Source organism: Sphaerisporangium fuscum (assembly GCF_018531465.1).
Lineage (GTDB): Bacteria > Actinomycetota > Actinomycetes > Streptosporangiales > Streptosporangiaceae > Sphaerisporangium > Sphaerisporangium fuscum.
Genome location: NZ_JAHDTF010000045.1, coordinates 23,453 through 42,434 on the forward strand (window position 1 = coordinate 23,453; position 18,982 = coordinate 42,434).

At 68.0% G+C, this 18,982-nt stretch carries 19 protein-coding genes and 2 pseudogenes; 8 read left to right on the top strand and 13 right to left on the bottom strand.

The window, feature by feature from the left end:
• Window positions 1-112: 112 nt before the first annotated feature.
• Window positions 113-220, bottom strand: a complete 108-nt coding sequence (locus tag KIK05_RS49625) for a putative leader peptide (RefSeq protein ID WP_372455656.1) — start codon at window positions 218-220, stop codon at window positions 113-115.
• Window positions 221-659: 439 nt separating this feature from the next.
• Between KIK05_RS49625 and KIK05_RS41535 the strand changes: the two genes are divergently transcribed.
• Both KIK05_RS41535 and KIK05_RS41540 read left to right on the top strand, forming a co-directional pair.
• Window positions 660-818 carry a DUF4158 domain-containing protein gene (locus KIK05_RS41535; protein WP_308250352.1) on the top strand — a complete coding sequence of 53 codons (159 nt, stop codon included), beginning with the start codon at window positions 660-662 and terminating at the stop codon, window positions 816-818.
• Between the two features lie 72 nt (window positions 819-890).
• On the top strand, window positions 891-1,244 hold the full coding sequence (locus tag KIK05_RS41540) for a DUF2809 domain-containing protein (protein WP_214416407.1): 354 nt from the start codon (window positions 891-893) through the stop codon (window positions 1,242-1,244).
• Window positions 1,245-1,761: 517 nt separating this feature from the next.
• Here the strand turns inward: KIK05_RS41540 and KIK05_RS41545 are convergent.
• The gene (locus KIK05_RS41545; protein ID WP_250564315.1) at window positions 1,762-2,139 is read right to left on the bottom strand and encodes a hypothetical protein; all 378 of its coding nucleotides are present in this window, start codon (window positions 2,137-2,139) and stop codon (window positions 1,762-1,764) included.
• Window positions 2,140-2,574: 435 nt separating this feature from the next.
• Here KIK05_RS41545 and KIK05_RS49780 point away from each other — a divergent pair.
• The 3 genes and pseudogenes from KIK05_RS49780 to KIK05_RS41555 all read left to right on the top strand — a co-directional run.
• Window positions 2,575-2,742, top strand: a pseudogene (locus tag KIK05_RS49780) (hypothetical protein); the annotation flags it as partial.
• A 160-nt stretch (window positions 2,743-2,902) separates the two neighbouring features.
• Complete coding sequence (locus tag KIK05_RS41550; protein ID WP_214416409.1) at window positions 2,903-3,295, top strand: hypothetical protein; 393 nt, start codon at window positions 2,903-2,905, stop codon at window positions 3,293-3,295.
• A gap of 23 nt (window positions 3,296-3,318) precedes the next feature.
• A complete protein-coding gene (locus KIK05_RS41555) occupies window positions 3,319-6,393 on the top strand; it encodes a tetratricopeptide repeat protein (protein ID WP_214416410.1) in 3,075 nt (1,024 codons plus the stop codon).
• Between the two features lie 317 nt (window positions 6,394-6,710).
• Here KIK05_RS41555 and KIK05_RS41560 read toward each other — a convergent pair whose 3' ends face one another.
• Window positions 6,711-6,932: a hypothetical protein gene (locus KIK05_RS41560; RefSeq protein WP_214416411.1), complete on the bottom strand. Its 222-nt coding sequence runs from the start codon at window positions 6,930-6,932 to the stop codon at window positions 6,711-6,713.
• A gap of 294 nt (window positions 6,933-7,226) precedes the next feature.
• Window positions 7,227-7,646, bottom strand: a complete 420-nt coding sequence (locus KIK05_RS41565) for a VOC family protein (protein ID WP_214416412.1) — start codon at window positions 7,644-7,646, stop codon at window positions 7,227-7,229.
• A gap of 80 nt (window positions 7,647-7,726) precedes the next feature.
• On the opposite strand from KIK05_RS41565, the gene KIK05_RS41570 reads away from it, so the two are divergent.
• Window positions 7,727-8,470, top strand: coding sequence for a helix-turn-helix domain-containing protein (locus tag KIK05_RS41570; RefSeq protein WP_250564316.1), 744 nt, complete (start codon window positions 7,727-7,729; stop codon window positions 8,468-8,470).
• A gap of 9 nt (window positions 8,471-8,479) precedes the next feature.
• Here the strand turns inward: KIK05_RS41570 and KIK05_RS49270 are convergent, their stop codons facing one another.
• Entirely contained in the window at window positions 8,480-8,680 is a 201-nt protein-coding gene (locus tag KIK05_RS49270; RefSeq protein ID WP_214416414.1) for a hypothetical protein, read from the bottom strand.
• On the opposite strand from KIK05_RS49270, the pseudogene KIK05_RS47700 reads away from it, so the two are divergent.
• Window positions 8,654-8,830, top strand: a pseudogene (locus KIK05_RS47700) (hypothetical protein); the annotation flags it as partial. The gene KIK05_RS49270 and the pseudogene KIK05_RS47700 overlap by 27 nt on opposite strands.
• A gap of 134 nt (window positions 8,831-8,964) precedes the next feature.
• Here the strand turns inward: KIK05_RS47700 and KIK05_RS41585 are convergent.
• The 4 genes from KIK05_RS41585 to KIK05_RS41600 form a co-directional block, all read right to left on the bottom strand.
• On the bottom strand, window positions 8,965-10,602 hold the full coding sequence (locus KIK05_RS41585; RefSeq protein WP_214416415.1) for a GH39 family glycosyl hydrolase: 1,638 nt from the start codon (window positions 10,600-10,602) through the stop codon (window positions 8,965-8,967).
• A 140-nt stretch (window positions 10,603-10,742) separates the two neighbouring features.
• A complete protein-coding gene (locus tag KIK05_RS41590) occupies window positions 10,743-11,594 on the bottom strand; it encodes a carbohydrate ABC transporter permease (protein ID WP_308250347.1) in 852 nt (283 codons plus the stop codon).
• A gap of 64 nt (window positions 11,595-11,658) precedes the next feature.
• The gene (locus KIK05_RS41595; protein ID WP_214416417.1) at window positions 11,659-12,612 is read right to left on the bottom strand and encodes a carbohydrate ABC transporter permease; all 954 of its coding nucleotides are present in this window, start codon (window positions 12,610-12,612) and stop codon (window positions 11,659-11,661) included.
• 99 nt (window positions 12,613-12,711) lie between these two features.
• Window positions 12,712-14,028 (bottom strand): ABC transporter substrate-binding protein, encoded by a 1,317-nt coding sequence (locus tag KIK05_RS41600; protein WP_214416418.1) that lies wholly within the window; start codon window positions 14,026-14,028, stop codon window positions 12,712-12,714.
• A 216-nt stretch (window positions 14,029-14,244) separates the two neighbouring features.
• Between KIK05_RS41600 and KIK05_RS41605 the strand changes: the two genes are divergently transcribed.
• Window positions 14,245-15,255, top strand: a complete 1,011-nt coding sequence (locus tag KIK05_RS41605) for a LacI family DNA-binding transcriptional regulator (protein ID WP_250564317.1) — start codon at window positions 14,245-14,247, stop codon at window positions 15,253-15,255.
• Between the two features lie 159 nt (window positions 15,256-15,414).
• On the opposite strand, the gene KIK05_RS41610 is transcribed toward KIK05_RS41605, so the two are convergent.
• Genes KIK05_RS41610 through KIK05_RS41625 form a run of 4 tightly spaced genes read right to left on the bottom strand, consistent with a single transcriptional unit; the run spans window position 15,415 to window position 18,897 of the window.
• Window positions 15,415-16,164, bottom strand: a complete 750-nt coding sequence (locus KIK05_RS41610; protein ID WP_214416420.1) for an SDR family oxidoreductase — start codon at window positions 16,162-16,164, stop codon at window positions 15,415-15,417.
• 17 nt (window positions 16,165-16,181) lie between these two features.
• A complete protein-coding gene (locus KIK05_RS41615) occupies window positions 16,182-16,769 on the bottom strand; it encodes an NADPH-dependent FMN reductase (RefSeq protein ID WP_214416421.1) in 588 nt (195 codons plus the stop codon).
• The gene (locus KIK05_RS41620) at window positions 16,759-17,391 is read right to left on the bottom strand and encodes a DsbA family oxidoreductase (protein WP_214416422.1); all 633 of its coding nucleotides are present in this window, start codon (window positions 17,389-17,391) and stop codon (window positions 16,759-16,761) included. The genes KIK05_RS41615 and KIK05_RS41620 overlap by 11 nt, the downstream gene beginning before the upstream one ends.
• A gap of 12 nt (window positions 17,392-17,403) precedes the next feature.
• On the bottom strand, window positions 17,404-18,897 hold the full coding sequence (locus KIK05_RS41625; RefSeq protein WP_214416423.1) for an MDR family MFS transporter: 1,494 nt from the start codon (window positions 18,895-18,897) through the stop codon (window positions 17,404-17,406).
• Window positions 18,898-18,982 lie beyond the last annotated feature (85 nt).

Sequence of the window (18,982 nt, forward strand, 5' to 3'; positions counted from 1 at the left end):
CGGTGGTATGCCGTGCGCGACGCGGGATGGGTCCATCCAGGACGGCACGTCGGCCGCATGCAGGCATGCGCCGCGGCTGGTGACGCCTGGGCTGGGTGAGGGTTGGAGAGTGTCAGCGGGCCGATGCCGAGCGACACAGGGCACTGCTCACCCGTGCCAGATCGATGTGCCGCCGCACGATGGCGTGGAACTCGAATCCACAGCGGGCGTACGGCGTCATGGGTTTATCGAACTCATAAAATCCCTATAAGTCAAGTAGGGATGGAATTCGGCATATGTGGGTGCCATGTTGCTGCCGTGGCTCGTCTGCCGGACTTTCCCCGGGTGACAGACGGCTGGCCAGATGGGGGCTGCTCGCCTTGGCGGCGCGCCCGGTCGGCTCGCGCAGTGCCTCGGGCCGCATCACGATGCCCTTGCCGTCCACGGACAGGGCCCACCACTCGGGTTCGCGCCACCAGCCCCAAAGACATCCCAGGAGCTTAGGTGTCAAGCGGCGAGCGGTTTGGTGTGGTGTAACCAAGTGGTTGTTTCGTTGTAGAGAGTGTCGGTCTTCAGGGGGTTCCCGTAGTACTCGCGGAAAATCGGGCGGATATAGCCCGATAGGCTCCTGAGCCGGGGATCTTCGGACTCTGGCAGGAGGCGGCCGGTTGGCGACGCGGGTGTTCGCGGACCAGGAACTGGAGGCCCTGCGGAGGTTCCCTGAGATCGGCCGGGAGGAGCTGTTTCGGTTCTTCACGTTGCCCCCGGCGGACGTGGCGTTCATCGCTCCCGGTCGTGGCCGGGGACCGGCGGACCGGCTGGGGCGCATGCCGCCATAGGTGACGAGCTCTATGATCAGTTTCGTCCTGATCGTTGAGATTCGGAGAGATGTCAATCTCATGCGCCGCGCCATGGTCCTTCTGGGGGGCGTCGCCCTCGCCATCGGCGCGTTCGTCCTCTTCTACCGGGGCCCGGGACAACCGTTCATCCGCGGCTACGTGAGCGACGTCGGCGCCACCATGCTGGTCTACGCGTTCTTGGGGCTGTTGTGGCGCACCACCGCCGCGCGCCGCACCCTGGCCACGGCCGCGATCGCCGCCGCCGTCGAGTGCTATCAAATAGTCGGCATGACCCCGCCGGGCATCGGCGGTGTCCTGGTCGGCGCGTTCCCCGACCCATGGGACCTGGTCGCCTATGCCATCGGTGTGGTCGTGGCCCTGGCCTGGGAACGCCGATTGGTCCGATCCGATGATCAGACCGGCTGACTCTCGAACGCCACCCCACCGGCACGCTGACGGTACGGATGCCCCACAGCGGTGAGGTCATCGGGTTCGTCCTGCGCGGCGGCCAGCCGTCGCAAAGCAGGACCGCCGTATCTCAGGACAAGCCGGCGCGTCGCGTCGCGTTCTTCTTGAGCGCGGTCAGTCATTATCGTCCTTCCAGGAGCTCCGGTAGAAACGGCAAGATCAAGAGATTACGTGGCCATCGACCAGGATTTCCGATGTCCGCCTATCGGTACCCTTCTGGCCATCCGCCTGGATTCACCTGTCCGTCGACCTGGAGTTTTAGATGGCCGCTTACAGATGTCCTGGATGGTGAGCAGGTCGCCAGGGCCGCCTTTCCGTTCGAGGGCGATGCGGAGCAGGAAGCGTCGCACGACCTCCGCAACGGCGTGGCAGATGGCATCGCGACTAGTGCGGGCTGTGCCGGTGTACGGGAGCTGACGGCCGCCATCAGCCGGTAGGAGTCCGCGGTCGCTGTGTCGAGGTGGTCTGTCAGCGGTCAGGTGGGGGCCATCCCGAGCGCGGCCAGGCCCGGCTGCGGTTCGGCGCGCCGCTGTAGCGCGTAGGCGGTGACGCCGTTGTGTTCGACGGTGCGCACTACCGTCCAGCCTTGGACGTCTCGGTAGTAGGAGACGAGGCCGGGGTAGGGGCCGGTGCCGCGCCGTACCCAAGCGAGCCCCTGCTTGGCAGCTCGGTCGAGGGCCCACCAGGCTATGAGGCAGCCAGGCCGGTATTCGCGGTAGGCCGGATCGGTGACGGTGGTGGCCAGGAAGAGCGTCCCCTCGGACCGTTCGGTCTCGTCTGGCCACAGCAGCGGGGACGCCTGGTCGTAGAGACTGGTAACTCCGACGATCCGCTCGCTGTCTTGCTCGACCAAGGCCCACACTGGGAAGGTCTCGTCGCCTGCCTGGCTAGCGAGAGCTTCCGCGTTGTCCTGCCAGCCCTCCCAGCCTGGCATGCCGCTGTCTCGCATCCAGGCAGCTCGTGTACGGATCAAGTCACGTACAGCGGGCCGATCCTCGGCGACGGCTGGTCGGATCGTGAACACGCAGCCACGGTAACCGAACCTCTGGGCGGGCCACCGGTCATGCCGAGACAGCACTCTCAGAGAGCCGCCTGTCAACCATTCCGCTGCCTCAGGCGTCTCACGCGTACTGCAGAGCCTGCCGTGGGGACGCTGATGTACCCGATGGATCCGCCTACCTACAAGGACTCTGGCGGCGGCAATGGCTCTCGCATCCTTCTCATCGTGCGTTGCCGGCGCCTGGGTGTGGGGTCGTGTAGTCAGGGATTTCGAGGCCCGACAAGCCGGATGGGCTCCGGCAGCCACGGTGAGCCGACATACGTCCGGCCGTCTGTCACGTCTTCACTCTCCTGCCAGGAATGGCTGGAGAAGCAGCCGCGATTCCTTGGCTATCGATGTGCTGACGGGTGGCGCTCTCCATCGACGGGGCGTGGGACTTGCAGTCACCATGGCGGGATCCGCTGGTCTCTACGGCTCAAGAACGGGCGGCAGGTGATGTGGCCGGGTCGCAGGTGTTGGCCGTTCGCGAGCGTCTGCTTGTCCCGAATGACGTACATCTTCGAGTTATCACATGATCACATTGCGCGATGTTTCTGCGTGATCGATGATGACGGGTATGCGCGGAGGTGTGCTCTTCTGGGGCGGCGCCGGGGTCGCGATGGTCGCCATGGCGGGGCTGGGTGTCTACCTGGTCCGGGTGGGGCTGGACGCGGCGGACAAACTGGCCAGCGTCGGTGGGCTGTTCGTCGCGGTGGCCGGGCTGGGGGTGGCGGTGTACGCGCTGATCGCCGACCCGGCGCGCGGCGGCGGCGGAGTGCGGCAGCGGGCCACGGCCACCCGGCGGGGCCGGGTACGGCAGGCCGGCCGCGACATCAGCGAAGGATCACGGCCTGTGGTGTTCGACAACGGCTCCGCAGCCGACGAGGCGCACCGTGAGGTGCGGCAGTGGGGCAAGGCCACCGGTGATGGCCAGGTGGATCAGGCCGGCCGCGATATCCACCAGCGGTGAGCTGGCGACGCAGGTCACCCAAGGTGACCCAGCACGCGCGGGCGACCGGACTGGCCAGTATCGTCCAGGCGGCCGGCGACGTCATCGTTTACGGCGGGGAGGAGCCTTACCGGTGGGCGTCGTGGCCGGCGCCGGCGGTGCCGGAGGCGCGGGCGCAGCCCAGTGAGCTGCTGCGGGCGGCGAACGCGCTGGTCGGCTTCACCGGTCGTGACGCGCTGATCGCGTGGTTGCGGGAGTGGCGGGATGGGGATGCCACGCTGGCGGTTCATCTGATCCATGGGGTGGGCGGGCAGGGCAAGACGCGTCTGGCCCATCGGGTGGCACGGCTGTGGCAGGGCGAGGGGTGGGTTGTGCTGGCTGCGCACCATCGGCGTGACCGCTCGGTGCCCGCGGAGTTCGAGGTTCCCGATTTCGACGGGGCGGCCGGGGTGCTGGTGGTGGTGGACTACGCCGAACGGTGGGAAACCGCGGACCTTCTGACGCTGTTGGCCGACGTGCGAGCACGTGGCGGGCTGGCGGTGCGGGTGCTGCTGCTGGCCCGGCCGGCCGGCACCTGGTGGCAGAGCCTGAAGGGGCGGATCCAGCGTGATATGCACCTGGTGCCCACCCGGGAGGAGCTGGCGCCGCTGGAGCAGGAGAGCGGCATCACCCGTGGCGGGTTGTTCACCGAGGCCCGCGACCGGTTCGCCGAACTGCTCCAGGTGCCCGGCGCCGACGGCGTCGCGCCGCCACCGGCGTTGGAGCGGCACGAGGCGTACCGGCTGGTGCTGACCGTGCACATGGCCGCCCTCGCCGCGGTGCTGGCCCATGACCGGGGCCACCCATCTCCCGCCGATCCGGTGCAGGTGTCGGAGCTGTTGCTGGCACGTGAGCGAGACCATTGGGAGGCGATGTCGACCCCGAGCCGAGACACACCACTTGCCACCACGGCGGACACGATGGGTCAGGTCGTCTATACCGCCACTTTGACCGGCCGGCTCGGCTACGTCGACGGCAAGGCCGCCCTGGAACGGGCGAGTGTCGATTCCGCACTGGCCGCCGGGCAGCTCCTCAAGGACCACGCGGTGTGCTACCCGCCAGCGGGGACGCCCGGACCGGCACACCTGGAGCAGCGGTCCCCGGCAGGCCGGGGCGGCGTCACGGTGCTGGAGCCGTTGTACCCGGACCGGCTGGGCGAGGATTACCTCGCGCTCTGCACCCCGGGCCACTCCTTCGACTTCCCGGCCGATCCGTGGGCGGAGGAGGCGCCGGCCCGCTTGCTCGCCCCGCCGGACGGCGACCAACCCGCACAGCCAGGCGACGGCGTCGCGATCTGGGTCCGCCAGGGGCTCACCACGTTGATCGAAGCATCGCGCCGCTGGCCGCACCTGGCCACCACGCAGCTGTATCCGCTGCTGAGCGCCCATCCACACCTCGCGCTGCACGCAGGTGGGGCCGCGCTGGCCGCGCTGGCAGAGCTGGAGACCATTGACACCACGCTGCTGGAGGCCATCGAATCCGTCCTGCCCGCGCACCGGCATATCGATCTGGACATCGGCATCGCGGCGGTCGCCGACCGCCTGGCGAAGCACCGACTGGCCGCCACCGACGATCCGGTCACGCGCGCTCGTATTCACGAGGGTCTGGCGGTCCGCCTGTCCTACGCCGGCCTGCACGCCCGCGCACTGACCGAAGGCCGACAGGCCACCCAGCTGTGGGATCACCTGGTCCGGACCATCCCCTATGCCTACCTGCCCGAGCTGGCCGGTTCGTTGATCAATCACGCGGGCCGGTTGGCAGATGTAGGGCGGCGGGCCGACGCGGTCGTCTTCTCCGAGGCAGCCGTCGGCCTGTACCGGGAGTTGGTGTCGGTCGACCGGGATGCCTACCTGCCCGAGCTGGCCGGTTCGTTGATCGATCACGCGGTCCGGCTGGCGGAGGTGGGGCGGCGGTCCGAGGCGCTCGCTCTCTCCCACCAGGCCGTCGATCTGTGGCGGGAGTTGGTGTCGGTCAACCGGAATGCCTACCTGCCCAACCTGGCCAACTCGTTGACCCTTCGCGCGGTTGGGTTGGCGGAGGTGGGACGGGGGTCCGAGGCGCTCGCTCTCTCCCACGAGGCCGTCGATCTGAGGCGGGAGTTGGTGTCGGTCAACCGGGATGCTTACCTGCCCGACCTGGCCAATTCGGTGCACAACCACGCGGTCCGGCTGGCGGAGGTCGGGCGGCAGGCCGAGGCGCTCACTCTCTCCGAGGAGGCCCTCCACCTGCGGCGGGAGTTGGTGTCGGTCAACCGGGACGCCTACCTGCCCGACCTGGCACTCACGTTGACCAATCATGCCAACCGGCTGGCGGAGGAAGGGCGGGCCGAGGCAGTGATCCATTCGCAAGAAGCACTCGACCTGTATCGGGAGTTGGTGTCGGTCAACCGGGATGCTTACCTGCCCAACCTGGCCAATTCGGTGCACAACCACGCGAACCGGCTGACAGAGGAAGGGCGGCAGGCCGAGGCGCTCACTCTCTCCGAGGAGGCCCTCCACCTGCGGCGGGAGTTGGTGTCGGTCAACCGGGACGCCTACCTGCCCAACCTGGCCAACTCGTTGACCAACCACGCGAACCGGCTGGCGGCGGTGGGGCGGGCCGAGGCGGTGAGTCTTTCGCAAGAAGCCGTCGACCTGTATCGGGAGTTGGTGTCGGTCAACCAGGACGCCTACCTGCCCGGCCTGGCCACCTCGTTGCACAACCACGCGCTCCGGCTGAGGGAGCTCGGACGCCTGGCCGAGGCGGTCACCATCTTCGAAGAGGCCGTCGGCCTGTACGGGCATTTGATGACGGTCAACCGGGACGCCTACGTGTCCGACTATGCCGGAACTCTCGCAGTTCTTGGGTACCTTCTGATCGAAGTGGAACGGTTTCGTGAGGCGGTCGAGCCCCTGCTCACAGCGTTTGTCGCCACGCACGTGATGCCCGAGTACGCCGGCGACAAGCTCGGCACGATCGTCGAACTGCTGCGCCGCTCCTACGCGGGCGATGCCGGCGGAGTGAGCGAGATGCACCTCTCGCTCACCGGTGAAGACGTTCCCGAATGGATGAAACACCCGCCCAGCGACCCCGCAAGCTGAACGCCACGAGAAGGCCCATTCGCACTGACCTTGCCGTCCGGATAGGCATGGCCTCCAGCGTCTTTCGCGTACGTACTCCCGTTCCCCGGACTGGTGGTGTCCCCTGGAGTGGTGTAATTCGTAGCGATAGGTGATCGATACCTACCAGAAGGTGAGCTATCGTGCGACGGTCACAGGGAAGGGCTGAATCCTCCCTGGAGGACACGTCCACGATGCTCTGCCGCAGTCTGACTTAACCAACCTGCTGGAGTCACTACGCGCCGCCGACAGCGTCGAGATGATCCGCCGGGTCCTGCAGCGGTGGCTGCTTGCGCGGCTCAGGCCACGCCGATGCTTAGGGCCTTGACGATCGTCCGCCGGCCAACCCGGTACTTCTTCTCGATCGCAGGGCCTGACATCCCCGCGCGTGCATCCCGGCGGATCGCGGCGTAGAGCTCGACCTTCGAAGGGGCAGGAGGACGCTCCTCGACTGCGAAGCGCATCCAGCTTCTCACCACATGCCACATGGTGCGGTCGAAACTCACGAACAGCGACTTCACCGGAAAAGCGCCGTGGCCTGTCCGGAGAGCAGGTGAGCGGGACTCCCTCCCCGCTCACCTGGTAGGCCAGCTTCACCCCGTCATTCGCCATCGTGAAAGGCACTTCACGCATTCTCCCCGGACGAACCGGCGCCGCGGCCGCCGCTCCTCTCATGGTCGCGCGGCCGCGGTCGTCGCGAACGAGATCTCGAATTTCTTCCAGGCAGAGATAGGCGCTGATCGTTCAGAGTCGCTCTGACCGCCTGTCTTCCTCACCTCGAGCTCGTTGAGGCGGCTCGGTCCGGTTCATGACGGTCAGCGGCCGTCCGGGGTGGGGCGGTGGTGGACGTACTCCACCACCGTCCCGTCAGGGTGCCGGGCGTTGAAACCGGCTCCGGTCGGCACATCCTGAAGCGGGACCACGATCTCCGCACCCTCGGCCGTCAGCCGCTCGTAGTACGGCCGCACGTCGTCCACCAGCAGGGTGCCCACCGTGTCCCGGAATGGGCGCACGGTCGCCTCATCACCGGCGATGATCAGAAACGCCCCCACCGTGGCCAGCTCCAGCCCCGCCGCCGCGTAGGTGAACCGCGCGTCGGCCGCCGTCCCCTGCAACCGCTCATAGAAGTCGATGCTCTTGCCCAGTTCCCCCGGCGGCACGAACACCCGGATCAGCACGCGGGGTTCGGCCAGGCCGGAGGAGTCGTTGCGGAGTCGCCACATGTCATCGCTCATGGCATCCACAGTGGCGCCGGGCGCCTGCCGGTAGGCAGGGGGGAGTTCATGGGATGAGTGGCACTCATAGGATCGTGGTCATGGACGATGCCCTGCGCCGCGAGCTCGGCGCCCACCTGCGCGCGGCCCGCGAGGTCGTCGACCCGGCGGACGTGGGTCTCGCCGGCGGCGGGCGGCGGCGTACCCCCGGGCTGCGCCGCGAGGAGGTCGCGGCGCTGGCCGGGGTCAGCGTCGCCTGGTACACGTGGCTGGAGCAGGGCAGGGCGAGCACCACTCGCCAGGTGCTGGACGCGATCTGCCGAGTACTCGGCATGGACACGGCGGCGCACCGCCACACGCTGGCACTGGCCGGGTTCATGCCCGCCGCGCCGGTCACGGGCGAGGCCGTGCTCGGCGAGCCGACCCGGGCGCTGCTGGACAGCTGGACGTCCACGCCGGCGGCGGCCGTTGACGCGCGTTTCGACGTGCTCGCCGGCAACGCCGCCTACCGGCGCTTCTGGGGCGATCCGGACAGTGTGCCGAGCGAGCGACGCAACCTTCTCATCATGCTCGCCACCCGCGCGGGCCACCCCCTGATCGGGGTGGAGCCGCTGCTGCGCGGTCTGTACGAGCAGTTCCGGGCCAACACCGGCCACATCCCCGACGACCCCCGCGCCGCGGCCGTCGTCGATCTCCTGCGGCGCGAACGGCCCGACGCCGGGCACTGGTGGAGCTGCCGGGCGGTGCGGGAGTTCGCCCCTGTCACGGCCGGCCGGTTCACGTTCAGCCTGCTGCGGCCGGTCGGCGAGGAAGGCGTCTACATCTTCACGCAGTTCCCGGCCTGAAATCTCTCCTCAGAGACCCTCCGGGCAGGGGCAGGGCCGACGGGTTGGGGGCGGATCGGGGAAGGTCCAGGTCGGCAGATCGGTGCGTGGTCGCAGGTAGGAATGGTGGTACGGCAGGACCTCATAGCCGCGCAGCCCGGCCGCGGCCGCCAGGTTCCTGGCCCGCTCGAGTCGCCACGCCCAGTGGTTGCTCGCCCCGAGGAGACCCACGGTGCCGTCCTCACCAAACCCGCGAAGGCCTCCACGGCCTCATCCAGGGGCACCTTGGAACCCTCGAGGTACGCGTGTGCGTACAGCACCCAGGCCTTGAGCATCGGGCAGGTCGCCGAACGCACCGGCCTGAGCGTCCACGCGTTGCGCTTCTACGAACGCGAGGGTGTTCTGGTGGAGCCCGTACTGCGGGGGCCGCGGTGGCCGGCGCGTCCACAGCGACAGGGATGGGGAGTGGCTCCACCTCTGCGTCAACCTCCGCGCCTCCGGCGTGCCGCTGCCGGTCATACCGACTGCCGCAACGACATCACCGCCCACGGCGCGAGTTCGATCTCCAGGTCGAGAACACCGGTGTCGGGCACGGTCAGCGTGAACCTGAGGAGGGAGTCGGCCACTCCGCTCAGGTACTCGCTCTCGGCCCGGGACAGGTTGAGGGGCGACCCGAGCCGGTACCAGGCCTCGGCGGCGTTGCCGTGCTCCCAGTCCACGATCTCGACAAGGAAGGTGGCGCCCGGCTCCAGCCCCCCGATCGAGTGGCGGATCCTCCGGCTCGGTCCCATCTCGCTCAGCGCGCGCGTCGCCGCATACGAGTTCTCCGAGCCGACACTCCTCATGGCCATGTCCTCGGGATAGTTGAAGAACACCGCGCAGACGGCCGACGTCCGGCTGTCACGGGTCACGACCCCGTCGGACGTCGCGAGCAGCAACCGGTCGCCGAGCCGTTCTAGCATCGCGAACGCGTGGAACGTCGGCTTGTGAATGCCCCCCTCGTTCACCAGGCCGAACCCGCCGTGAAACGGTCCGAGCCCCGCGCCCCCCTCCTCGAACACGTCGGTGAAGGTCCAGTAGGAGATCGAGTCGGCGAGGGTGGCGCACTTCAGATACGACCGTGTGATGGAGGTCGCCGCGAACACCGTGTCGTGGATGAAGTCGCGGGATGACGGCGACGTCGACCATTCGGTGATGTGGATCTCCGCGTCGGGATACGCGCTGTTCTTCACGAGCTTGCGGAGGAGGGTCAGGTCGTCGAACGTCGCATCGGCGTACCGGGTGATCTGCACCACGTCCCCGTCCGCGCCGAAGGCGAAGTCGGTGGGGTACAGGTGAGTCGAGATGAAGTCGATCGGGAGTCCGCGCTCCGCGCACCAGGCGATGAAGTCCTCGATCCACACCGGGCGCCAGTCGAGGGCGTCCACGTCGGCCGCCATGGCGGTCTCGCGCGTCGCGGAGCGGTCCTCGACTTCGCCCTTGTAACGGTCGTCGGGCACGAAGACGCTCGTCGCGGGCCCACCGACCTTCAGCTCGGGATCGATCTTCTTGATCGCCGTCACGGTCTGCTCGTAAAGCTCGAAGTACTCGGTTTTCGTCCCGGTCCAGAAGTGGGGAACCAGGTTCGGCTCGTTCCAGACCTCGAATCGCCACTTCCGCACCTCGGCGAGGCCGTAACGCTCGATCCAGTGCTCGACCGACCTCGTGACCAGTTCGACCCAGCGCGCCATGTTCTTGGGCGGGCTGCAGTGGGCGCCCCACCAGAACACCGTCTCGGTCACCGTCGCCAGCTCGCGCGGCATGAAACCCAGCTCGACGAATGGACGGACACCGCAGTCCACGATGAAGTCGAACACCTTGTCCACGTAACTGAAGGTGTACAGGGGGGAGGTCAGGCGCTCGTTCTGCCCGAAACCGCCGCCGTAGCTCTCCCGGTACACGAACATGTCGTCGTGGAAAATGCCGTGAAAGCGGATGTATTGGACTCCGAGTGTGGCGACGACCTCGGCGAATTGCCGTTGCCAGTCCGCGCGCAGCGCTTCGTTCGCCCGTCCGGCGCCGATACATCTGGTCCAGACGTGCGGGAGCGGACTCTCGTCGCACAGCTTGCCGTCGATCCGCAACCGGGGTCCGGACACACCGTCGCTCGTCATGGTCTCACTTCTCTTCTCAGGATCGTTTGCGAGTGGAAGATGGTCGGCGCGCGCACGCGAGACCGTCGCGGGGCGGATGTCGTACGGCCGCCGCGGAATGGGGATGCCGGATCAGATACCAGGCAGCCGGAATGTCGCCCCTAACCCTTGATGGCGCCCAGCGACAAGCCTGACTGCCAGAACCGCTGCAAACTGAGAAACGCGATGATCAACGGGATGATCGTCAGCAGCGCGGACGTGATCACCAGATTCTGGACGAGGGCGCCGTTTCCAGCCGTCGACCCCAGCTTGTTCCACTGATTGATACCGACGGTCAGCGGATACCATTCGGGATCCTTGAGCATGATCAACGGCAGGAAGTAGTTGTTCCAGATGGACACGAACGAGAAGAGCAGGACCGTCACGCTTGCCGGCGCGAGCATCGGAAGCGCGATCTGGAGAAAGGTCCTGAACTCTCCGGCGCCGTCGATCTTCGCGGCCTCGAGCAGGCCGGTCGGGACGGCTTCCGCCGTGAACACCCACATCAGGTACAACCCGAACGGGTTGATGAAGGACGGAACGAGAATCGCCCACGGGGTATTGGTCATGCCGAGATGCGCGAACAGCAGGAACTGCGGGATCGCCAGGGCGATGCCGGGGACCGAGATCGATCCCAGTACGACGAAGAGGAACACCCGCTTGCCGGTGAAATCGAGCTTCGCCAGGGCGTAACCGCCGAGGGCGGCCAGAAAGGTCGAGACGGTCGCACCCACGACGACGTACAGAACGGTGTTGAGAAGCCACCGGGAGAAGATCCCGTCCTGGTAGACGAACACCTCAATGATGTTGTCCCAAAGGGCGAACTCGCGGCCGGGCGCGAACCCGAACGACGACACGAAGTCGGCCTGCGACTTGGTCGCGTTGATGACCAACCACACGAGCGGCAGCAGGCAGTACAGGGTGAACAGACCCGTCATCACGGTGAGAGTCGTGCTCTTCTTGGGATTCTCCACCGTGTGGAGCCTGTGGCCGCGACCAGAACGACGGGGCGGCGTGCCGGAGGCCTCGGCTCGCCGGCTACTGATCGGACGCATTCCTCATCCCTCTGATCTGGACGGCGTAGGCGACGGCGATCGTGATCGCTGCCATGACGAGCGCGAGCGCCGCCGCATAGCCCTGCTGGGACCCGGTGAAGGCCAGGTTGTAGGCGTACAGGTTGGGCGTGTAGAAGGTGGTGACGCCGCTGTTGGCCACCATCGAGGGCAGGATCTGCGGTTCGTTGAACATCTGGAACGTGCCGATGATCGAGAAAATGATCGTGACGACCAGGGATCCGCGGAGTGCCGGCAGCTTGATCGCGCGGACGACCTGGAACTCGTTCGCCCCGTCGATCGCGGCCGCCTCGTAGAGTTCGCGCGGGACGGCCTTGAGCGCGGCGTAGAAGATGAGCATGTTGAAACCGGTGAACGCCCACGTCACCATCAGGCCGATGGAGATGAGCGTGGTGCCGGGGGCGAAGGGGTCGATGTCCGTCCCCAGAGCGCGGTTGAGGCTGCCGAACAGGCCGTACTTGACGCCCAGCAGAAATCCCCACATGAGAGTCGCCACGATCGCCGGCACCGCATAGGGAAGGAAGATCGCCACCCGCGCGAACCTGGTGCCGTGCAGGCGCATGGAGTCCAGCGCCAGCGCCAGCGCCATGGCGAAGATCAGCATGATCGGCACCTGGACGAGTGTGAACCGGAAGACGCGTCCCACCCCGTCCCAGAACTGGGGATCCTGGAACAGCTTGCCGTAGTTGGCGAATCCGACGAACGTGTTGCCCCCGACCAGCTTGTCCTGGAAGAGGCTGAGGTAGGCGGCGTACAGGATCGGCACGATGAACACGAGCGTGAACAGCGCCCCGAAGGGCGCGATGAACGCCAGTCCAACCTGCGATTTCCGGCGCCTGGGGGCCGGCGCCGGAGGCTGTGTCACATCCGGCGGGGCCGTGGCCGGAGGGGCGACGTCGAACCGACGTGCCAGGTCCATGTCCGTGTTCCTTCCGATCCATCGCGTTGTCCGGCTCGCTTCTTCACCGGCCCCCGGGTGCGGCGACCGCCGTCGCCGCACCCGGGGGCCGTGGAACCGCTAGTCCACCTGGAAGCCCTGCTCGTTGCCGTACTGGACGCAGCGCTGCTTCCACTGTTGGAGGATCTCGGCGAGCGAGACCTTGCCGGAGGTGTAGAACGGTGACGCGATGTCGCCATAGATCGAGCGGGCCCACTCGAAGAACGGCGGATACTGCCAGCCGCTCCCGACGATCTCCGACGCCTCGGCCAGCACGGCGCCCACCTTCTGGTCGCCGAAGTACTTGTTGACCTTGCCCTGGAACGTCTCGCTCTCCAGCACCGACGTGTTCGGCACGAAGGCGCCCGCGTCGACGCGGGACGAGAGCCCTCCGCCGTGCGTGAAGTACTCGAGGAACTTGAAAGCCGCGTCCTTGTGTCCGGCCGCGGCCGGGATGCCGAAGGAGCTTCCGCCGTTCTCCGCTCCGACCTTGTCGCCCTGCTTCCACTGCGGCATCAGGGCGACTCTGAAGTCACCGGCGGCCTGCGGTGCGCGCTCGGGCAGCGTCGAAGTCAGCCAGCCGCCCATGGTCTGGGTGGCGAGGGTCCCGTCGTTGAGCGCTCGGTTCCACTCGTCGGACCAGCCCGTGATCTTGGTGTTGACCAGGCCTTCGTCGAGCATCTTCTGCCAGAAGGCCACGGCCCTGGTCGTGCCCTCGTCCGTGAAGTCGATGTGCACTTTGTTGCCGTTCACCGTGAACGGGTGACCGCCGGCCTGCCAGATGAGCGAGAGCAGGAAGAAGATGTCTCCCGTGTCCTGCGCGATGTAGTGGTCACCGCCGAGGGCGCGGACCTTCTTGGCGGCCGCGTAATACTCGTCCCACGTGGCGGGCGCCTTGTCGATGCCGGCCTTCTTGAGAGTGGCCGCGTTGTAGAACATCGCCGAGGGCCCGTAATCGGACGGTAGCGCGTAGACCTTGCCGTTGACCGTGACATCGTTCCACGCGGCCTGGACGTAGTCCTTCTTGAAGTTCTCGACGCCGAACCCCCCGAGATCGGTGAGCTTGCCCGGAATGGCGAAGTAGGGCACTGCGAAGTACTCGAACATCACCACGTCTGGTACGCCGGAGCCGGCCTGGATGGCGTTGTCGAGCGCCTTGTACTCGTCCTGGGACGAGCCCGCGTTGACGACCTCGACCTTGATATTCGGGTTCGCGGCCTGGAAGCCGGGAACGGCCCGCTCCACGGTGCCGTCCCAGCTCCAGACCGTGAGCTTCACCTTTTCGTCACCGCCTCCGCCGGCCGCGCTGCCGCCACCCGCGCCACCCGAGCACGCGGCCAGCGCCAACATCGGCACGAGTGCTGCGGAAAGGAGCCTTACCTTCTGGGAGAGCCGCATGAGCCTCTCCTCTCATCCCGAGGATGGTTTCGAAATTTTTTCGCAACTTGTTCGGTGCTGCCAGGACAGTAGGTGGTGCGTCCAGCCTGTGTCAACGGGTGAAAAACCGAGAATTCCTGCGGTGACCGGCCGAAAGAGATCATGGTAGATTCGAAATAGTTTCGATACCCGAGAGGAGCCCTGATGCCACGGCGAGGTCGTTCCGAGCGAGCCACCTTGGCGGATGTCGCCCGACTGGCCGGCGTCTCGCCGACGACCGCCTCGAAGGTCCTCAACGGGCGCAGCGATGTGGGGACCAAGACGCGCGAGCTTGTCCTCGGAGTGATGGCCGAGATCGGCTACAAGCCGACGGCGGCGCGTCACGAGCGAACACGGGACCGGGCCCTCGTCACCGTGCTCGACATCGTGGAGTCCCGTTACGCCGGAACGGTGCTCCAAGGGATACTCACGGCCGCGACCTCCGCCCAGGCCGAGCTCCTCCTTCGCCTGCCGCCCGACGAGCCCATCAGCACGAGCCGCACGGCGGCCCGTGCCTGGATGGCGGAGCAGAAGGAGTCCGGTGTCGTCGGGTTCATCGCGCTCGCCGTCGCCGTGCCCGACTCAGTGCTCCTCGCCGCGGAGGATCTCGAGGTACCCGTCGTGACGATCGACCCGATCGACCCGATCGAATCCCGTGTCGTCAGCATCGGCTCCACCAACTGGGCAGGCGGTCGCGCGGCGACCGAGCACGTCATCAGGCTCGGCCACCGCAGGATCGGCTGGATCGGCGGCCCGCTGGGATCTGCCCCCTCGGTGGAACGCTTCCACGGGTACCAGGCCGCGCTCGACTCGGCCGGCATCACGCCGGACCGCACACTGATCCGCCACGAGGCATTCTCCGTCGAGGCGGGACTCCGGCACGGCCATGACATCCTCACGCTCGACGAGCGCCCGACCGCGATCGTCTCGGGCAACGACGAGATCGCTGTCGGAGTCCTCGCGGCGGCCAAGGAGCTTCACATCACCGTCCCGGGCGAGCTGTCGGTCACCGGCTTCGACGACACGCCGCAGACCCAGTGGACCGCGCCCCGGCTCACGTCCGTCCGGCAGCCCCTCGCCGGCATGGGCCAGATGGCCGTCCAGACAGTCCTCGGCATGGCGGACGGCGTCCAGCCCGCCTCCCGGCACCTCCAACTGGCGACGACCCTCAGCGTCCGCGACTCGACGGGTCCGGTCCCGCCGTCCTGATCGGCCCGCTTGAGCGTGGGATGAACCGTCCGGACCGGCCACGGTGATCAGTACTGCGGCGTTCAGATGCCGGTTTTCTCAAAGCTCAGCGCGATAGGCGCTCGTCTGCTCGCCGGGTCGGAGCGAGCAGACGAGCATGGGGTGCTTGGTGGCGTGGGTCTACATGGTCGTCCCGCCTGAGACGTCGAGGCGGTGTCCGGTGACGTAGCGGCTGTTGTCGGAGGCCAGGAAGGCGACGGTGTCGGCCACGTCGGCGGGTGTGCCGAGCCGGCCGAGGGGCGTCTGTGACGACAGCCAGGCCAGGGCCTCGCCGACCAGGCGTCCTTGGTGCATGTCGGTGTCGATGACGCCGGGGGCCACGAGGTTGACCGTGATGCCGCGCGGCCCGAGCTGCTTGGCCAGGGCGACGGTCATGACGTCGAGTGCGGCCTTGGACATGGCGTAGTCGATCGCCCGGGGCATGGCCGCCCCGCGGGTCAGCATGGTGCCCACGGTGATTATCCGCCCGCCGTCGCGCAGGCGTGGCAGCGCGAGCTGGGTGATGAAGAACGGGGCGGTGGTGTTGACCGCGAACAGGCGCTCGAGGCCCTCCCGGGTGACGCCGTCGATCTCGCTCTGCCCACCGAGGATGCCCGCGTTGTTGACCAGGATGTCCAGCCCGTCGGCGTGCGCGTCGAAGGCGGTCCACAGGGCTTCGGCGTCGCCGGGCGCGCCCAGCTCGGCCCGGACGGCGAAGGCCCGCCCGCCAGCCGCTTCGATGGCGGCGACGGTGTCCTTGGCGGCGGCGTGGTTGCCGCCGTAGTGCACGGCGACCCGGGCGCCTTCGCGGGCCAGCCGGGTGGCGATCGCGCGGCCGATGCCCCGGCTCGCGCCGGTCACCAGCGCCGTCTTGCCGGTCAATGTCGTCATGATCATGCCTTTCTGCTTCATGCGGTGTAAGGGGTGGTGATTTTGGCGTCGCGCAGAATCCGCGCCCACCACGTCACCTGGTCCAGCAGGGTCTTGGCGGCGGTGGCCGGGCCGGTGGGGTCCTTTGGCTGCCCGTCGCCGTCGAAGCACTCCCAGGCGCCGTGGAAGCTGACGGTGTCCCTGGTGGTGACGGCGTGCAGTTCGGCGAAGACCGCGCGCAGGTGCTCCACCGCGCGCAGACCCCCGGAGACGCCGCCGTAGGAGACGAACGCCACCGGCTTGGCGTGGAACTGCTGGTTGTGCCAGTCGATGACGTTCTTCAGGCCGGCAGGGTAGCTGTGGTTGTACTCGGGGGTCACCACCACGAACGCGTCGGCGGCCGCCAGCCTCGGGGTCAGCCCGCCCAGAGCCTCCAGCACCGGCGTAGGCGCGGACATCGACGGGGCCGCCCCGCCGATCGGCACCTCGGCCAGATCGATCACATCGACGTCCAGGTCCGTGCGGGAGGCGGCCTGGCCGGCGAACCAGCCGGCCACGGTCGGGCCGAAGCGCCCGTCGCGGACGCTGCCGACAATGACGGCCAGCCTCAGTGGGTCAGTGGTCACGGTGTTCTCCTTTCGTGGTGGCGGCCTGTCGCAGGGCCGCCAGCAAGGTGGTCTCGGTCTGGGATCCGGTGAGCGGGGCCAGGTTCTCGATGAGGAAGACCGGCACGCCGGTGATGCCGAGGCGGCGCACGCCCTCAAGCCGGGCGCGCAGCTCGGCGGCAGGCACGTGGCCGGTGGTGATGCCGGCCTCGGTGGCCAGCCGGGCGAGCGTGGCGGGGTCGCCGATGTGCAGCCCGTCGGTGAAGTGGGCGCGGAACAGGCGTTCGGCCATGAGCTCGGCCTTGCCCTGGCGGGCGGCGTCGGCGATGAGGCGGTGGGCGTCGAAGGTGCCGGTGGCGATCGCCTTGCCGTACTCCAGCCGCAGGCCTTCACCGGCCGCGCGTTCGGCGAAGGCGAGCGCGCCGGCGGCCGCCTGCGGGCCGAAGGTCTGTTCCAGGACCGTCAGCAGCGGACGCCCGTCGGCCGGGGCACCCGGGGCGAGTTCGAAGGGCAGGAACTCCACGGCCACCGGCAGGCCCTCGGCCCTGAGCCGGTCCGCGGCGCGGGCGAAGCGGGTGTAGCCGAGGTAGGAGTGTACGCAGATGACGTCCATCACGAGCTGGACGTTCACACTCTTTCGCATCGGTGCCCCGCCTCACGCGGCCGCGGTGGCGGGCTCGGCCGACGGGGCGCCATCACGCAAGGGGACCTCGCGGATGAACCAGGCCAGCACGAAGGCGAGGATGCCCAGCGCAGCGGCGCCGAGGGCCATGGCGTGGACGCCGTCGGAGACGGCGAGGCGAACCGCCTCCCGCGCGGCGGGCGTGAGCCGGCCGAGCGCCTCGGGCGTCAAGGCGACCCGGGTGGCGGTCTCCGCGCCGAGGCGGTCGATGAGGGTGTCCTGCAGCCGGGCGGTGTACAGGGCGCCCAGGGCGGCCACGCCCAGTGAGGCGCCCATGGTGTGCCAGAGGGTGACCGAGCCGCTGGCCGCCCCCATGTCGCGCGGCTCGGCACTGTTGATCGTGATGATCGTGGTGGACTGCATGAGCAGCCCCACCCCGAGCCCGCCGATCAGCGTCAGGGCGGAGGCGAACGCCAGATTGACGCCGGGGCGCAGCAGGAGCAGCGCGAGCATGCCGGCCGTCACGGTGGCGCCGCCAAGGATCGGGTAGATCCGGTAGCGGCCGGTGCGGCTGATGAGCCGGCCGGTGCCGATCAGCACGGCGACCATGCCCAGCATGGCGGGCAGGATCAGCAGCCCGCTGGCGATCGGTGAGGCGCCGTGGACCAGCTGCATGTACTGGGGCAGGAACGTGGCCGCCACCACCATGCCGACGCCGCCGAGGAAGCGGATGACCTGGGCGAGGGTGAAGTTGCGGTCGGCGAACAGGCGCAGCGGGACGATCGGCTCGGCCGCGCGCCGTTCCACCAGCAGCAGGGCGGCCAGCGCCACCAGCCCGACGAGGATCAGGGCGAGGATCGGGGCCGATCCCCAGCCGTACTGGGTGCCGCCCCAGCTGGCGACCAGGCTGAGCGCGACCAGGACCACCGTCAGCAGCAGCGCTCCGGGATAGTCGATGCGCGCCCTGATCCGGCGCGGCTCCAGCCGTACGGCGGCGCCGATGAGCAGCAGGGCCGCCGCGCCGACGGGCAGGTTGACGAAGAACGCCCACCGCCAGCCCACGTCGGCGAACAGGCCGCCGAGCAGCGGCCCGGCGATGAAGGCGATCGGCATCATGACCCCGAACAGCCCCATGAGCTTGCCGCTGTGCCGGGGCGGCACGAGCTCGCCGATCAAGGCCAGTGCCCCGGTCATCAGGCCGCCCGCGCCCAGTCCCTGGACCATGCGGAAGCCGACGAGCTGGATCATGTCCTGCGCGGTTCCCGACAGCCCGGAGCCCAGCAGGAAGATCGCGATCGCGGCCATGTAGACGACCTTGCGGCCGTACAGGTCGCCGAGTTTGCCCCAGATCGGCGTCGTGGCGGCCATGCAGATCAGGTAGCCGGTCGCCACCCAGGAGAAGTACTCCAGCCCGCCCAGGTCTTTCACGATCACCGGCAGTGCCGGGCCGAGCATCATGCCGTCCAACGGGGCAGTGATCATGCCCAGCATCACGCCGATCACGCCCACACGAAGAGATCGGTCCATACGTCCTCCAATTCGCGTACTCCGTACGTGAATGGACCATAGTCATTCAGGTACCATGTACGCAAATGGGAGAGAAGGGATGCGC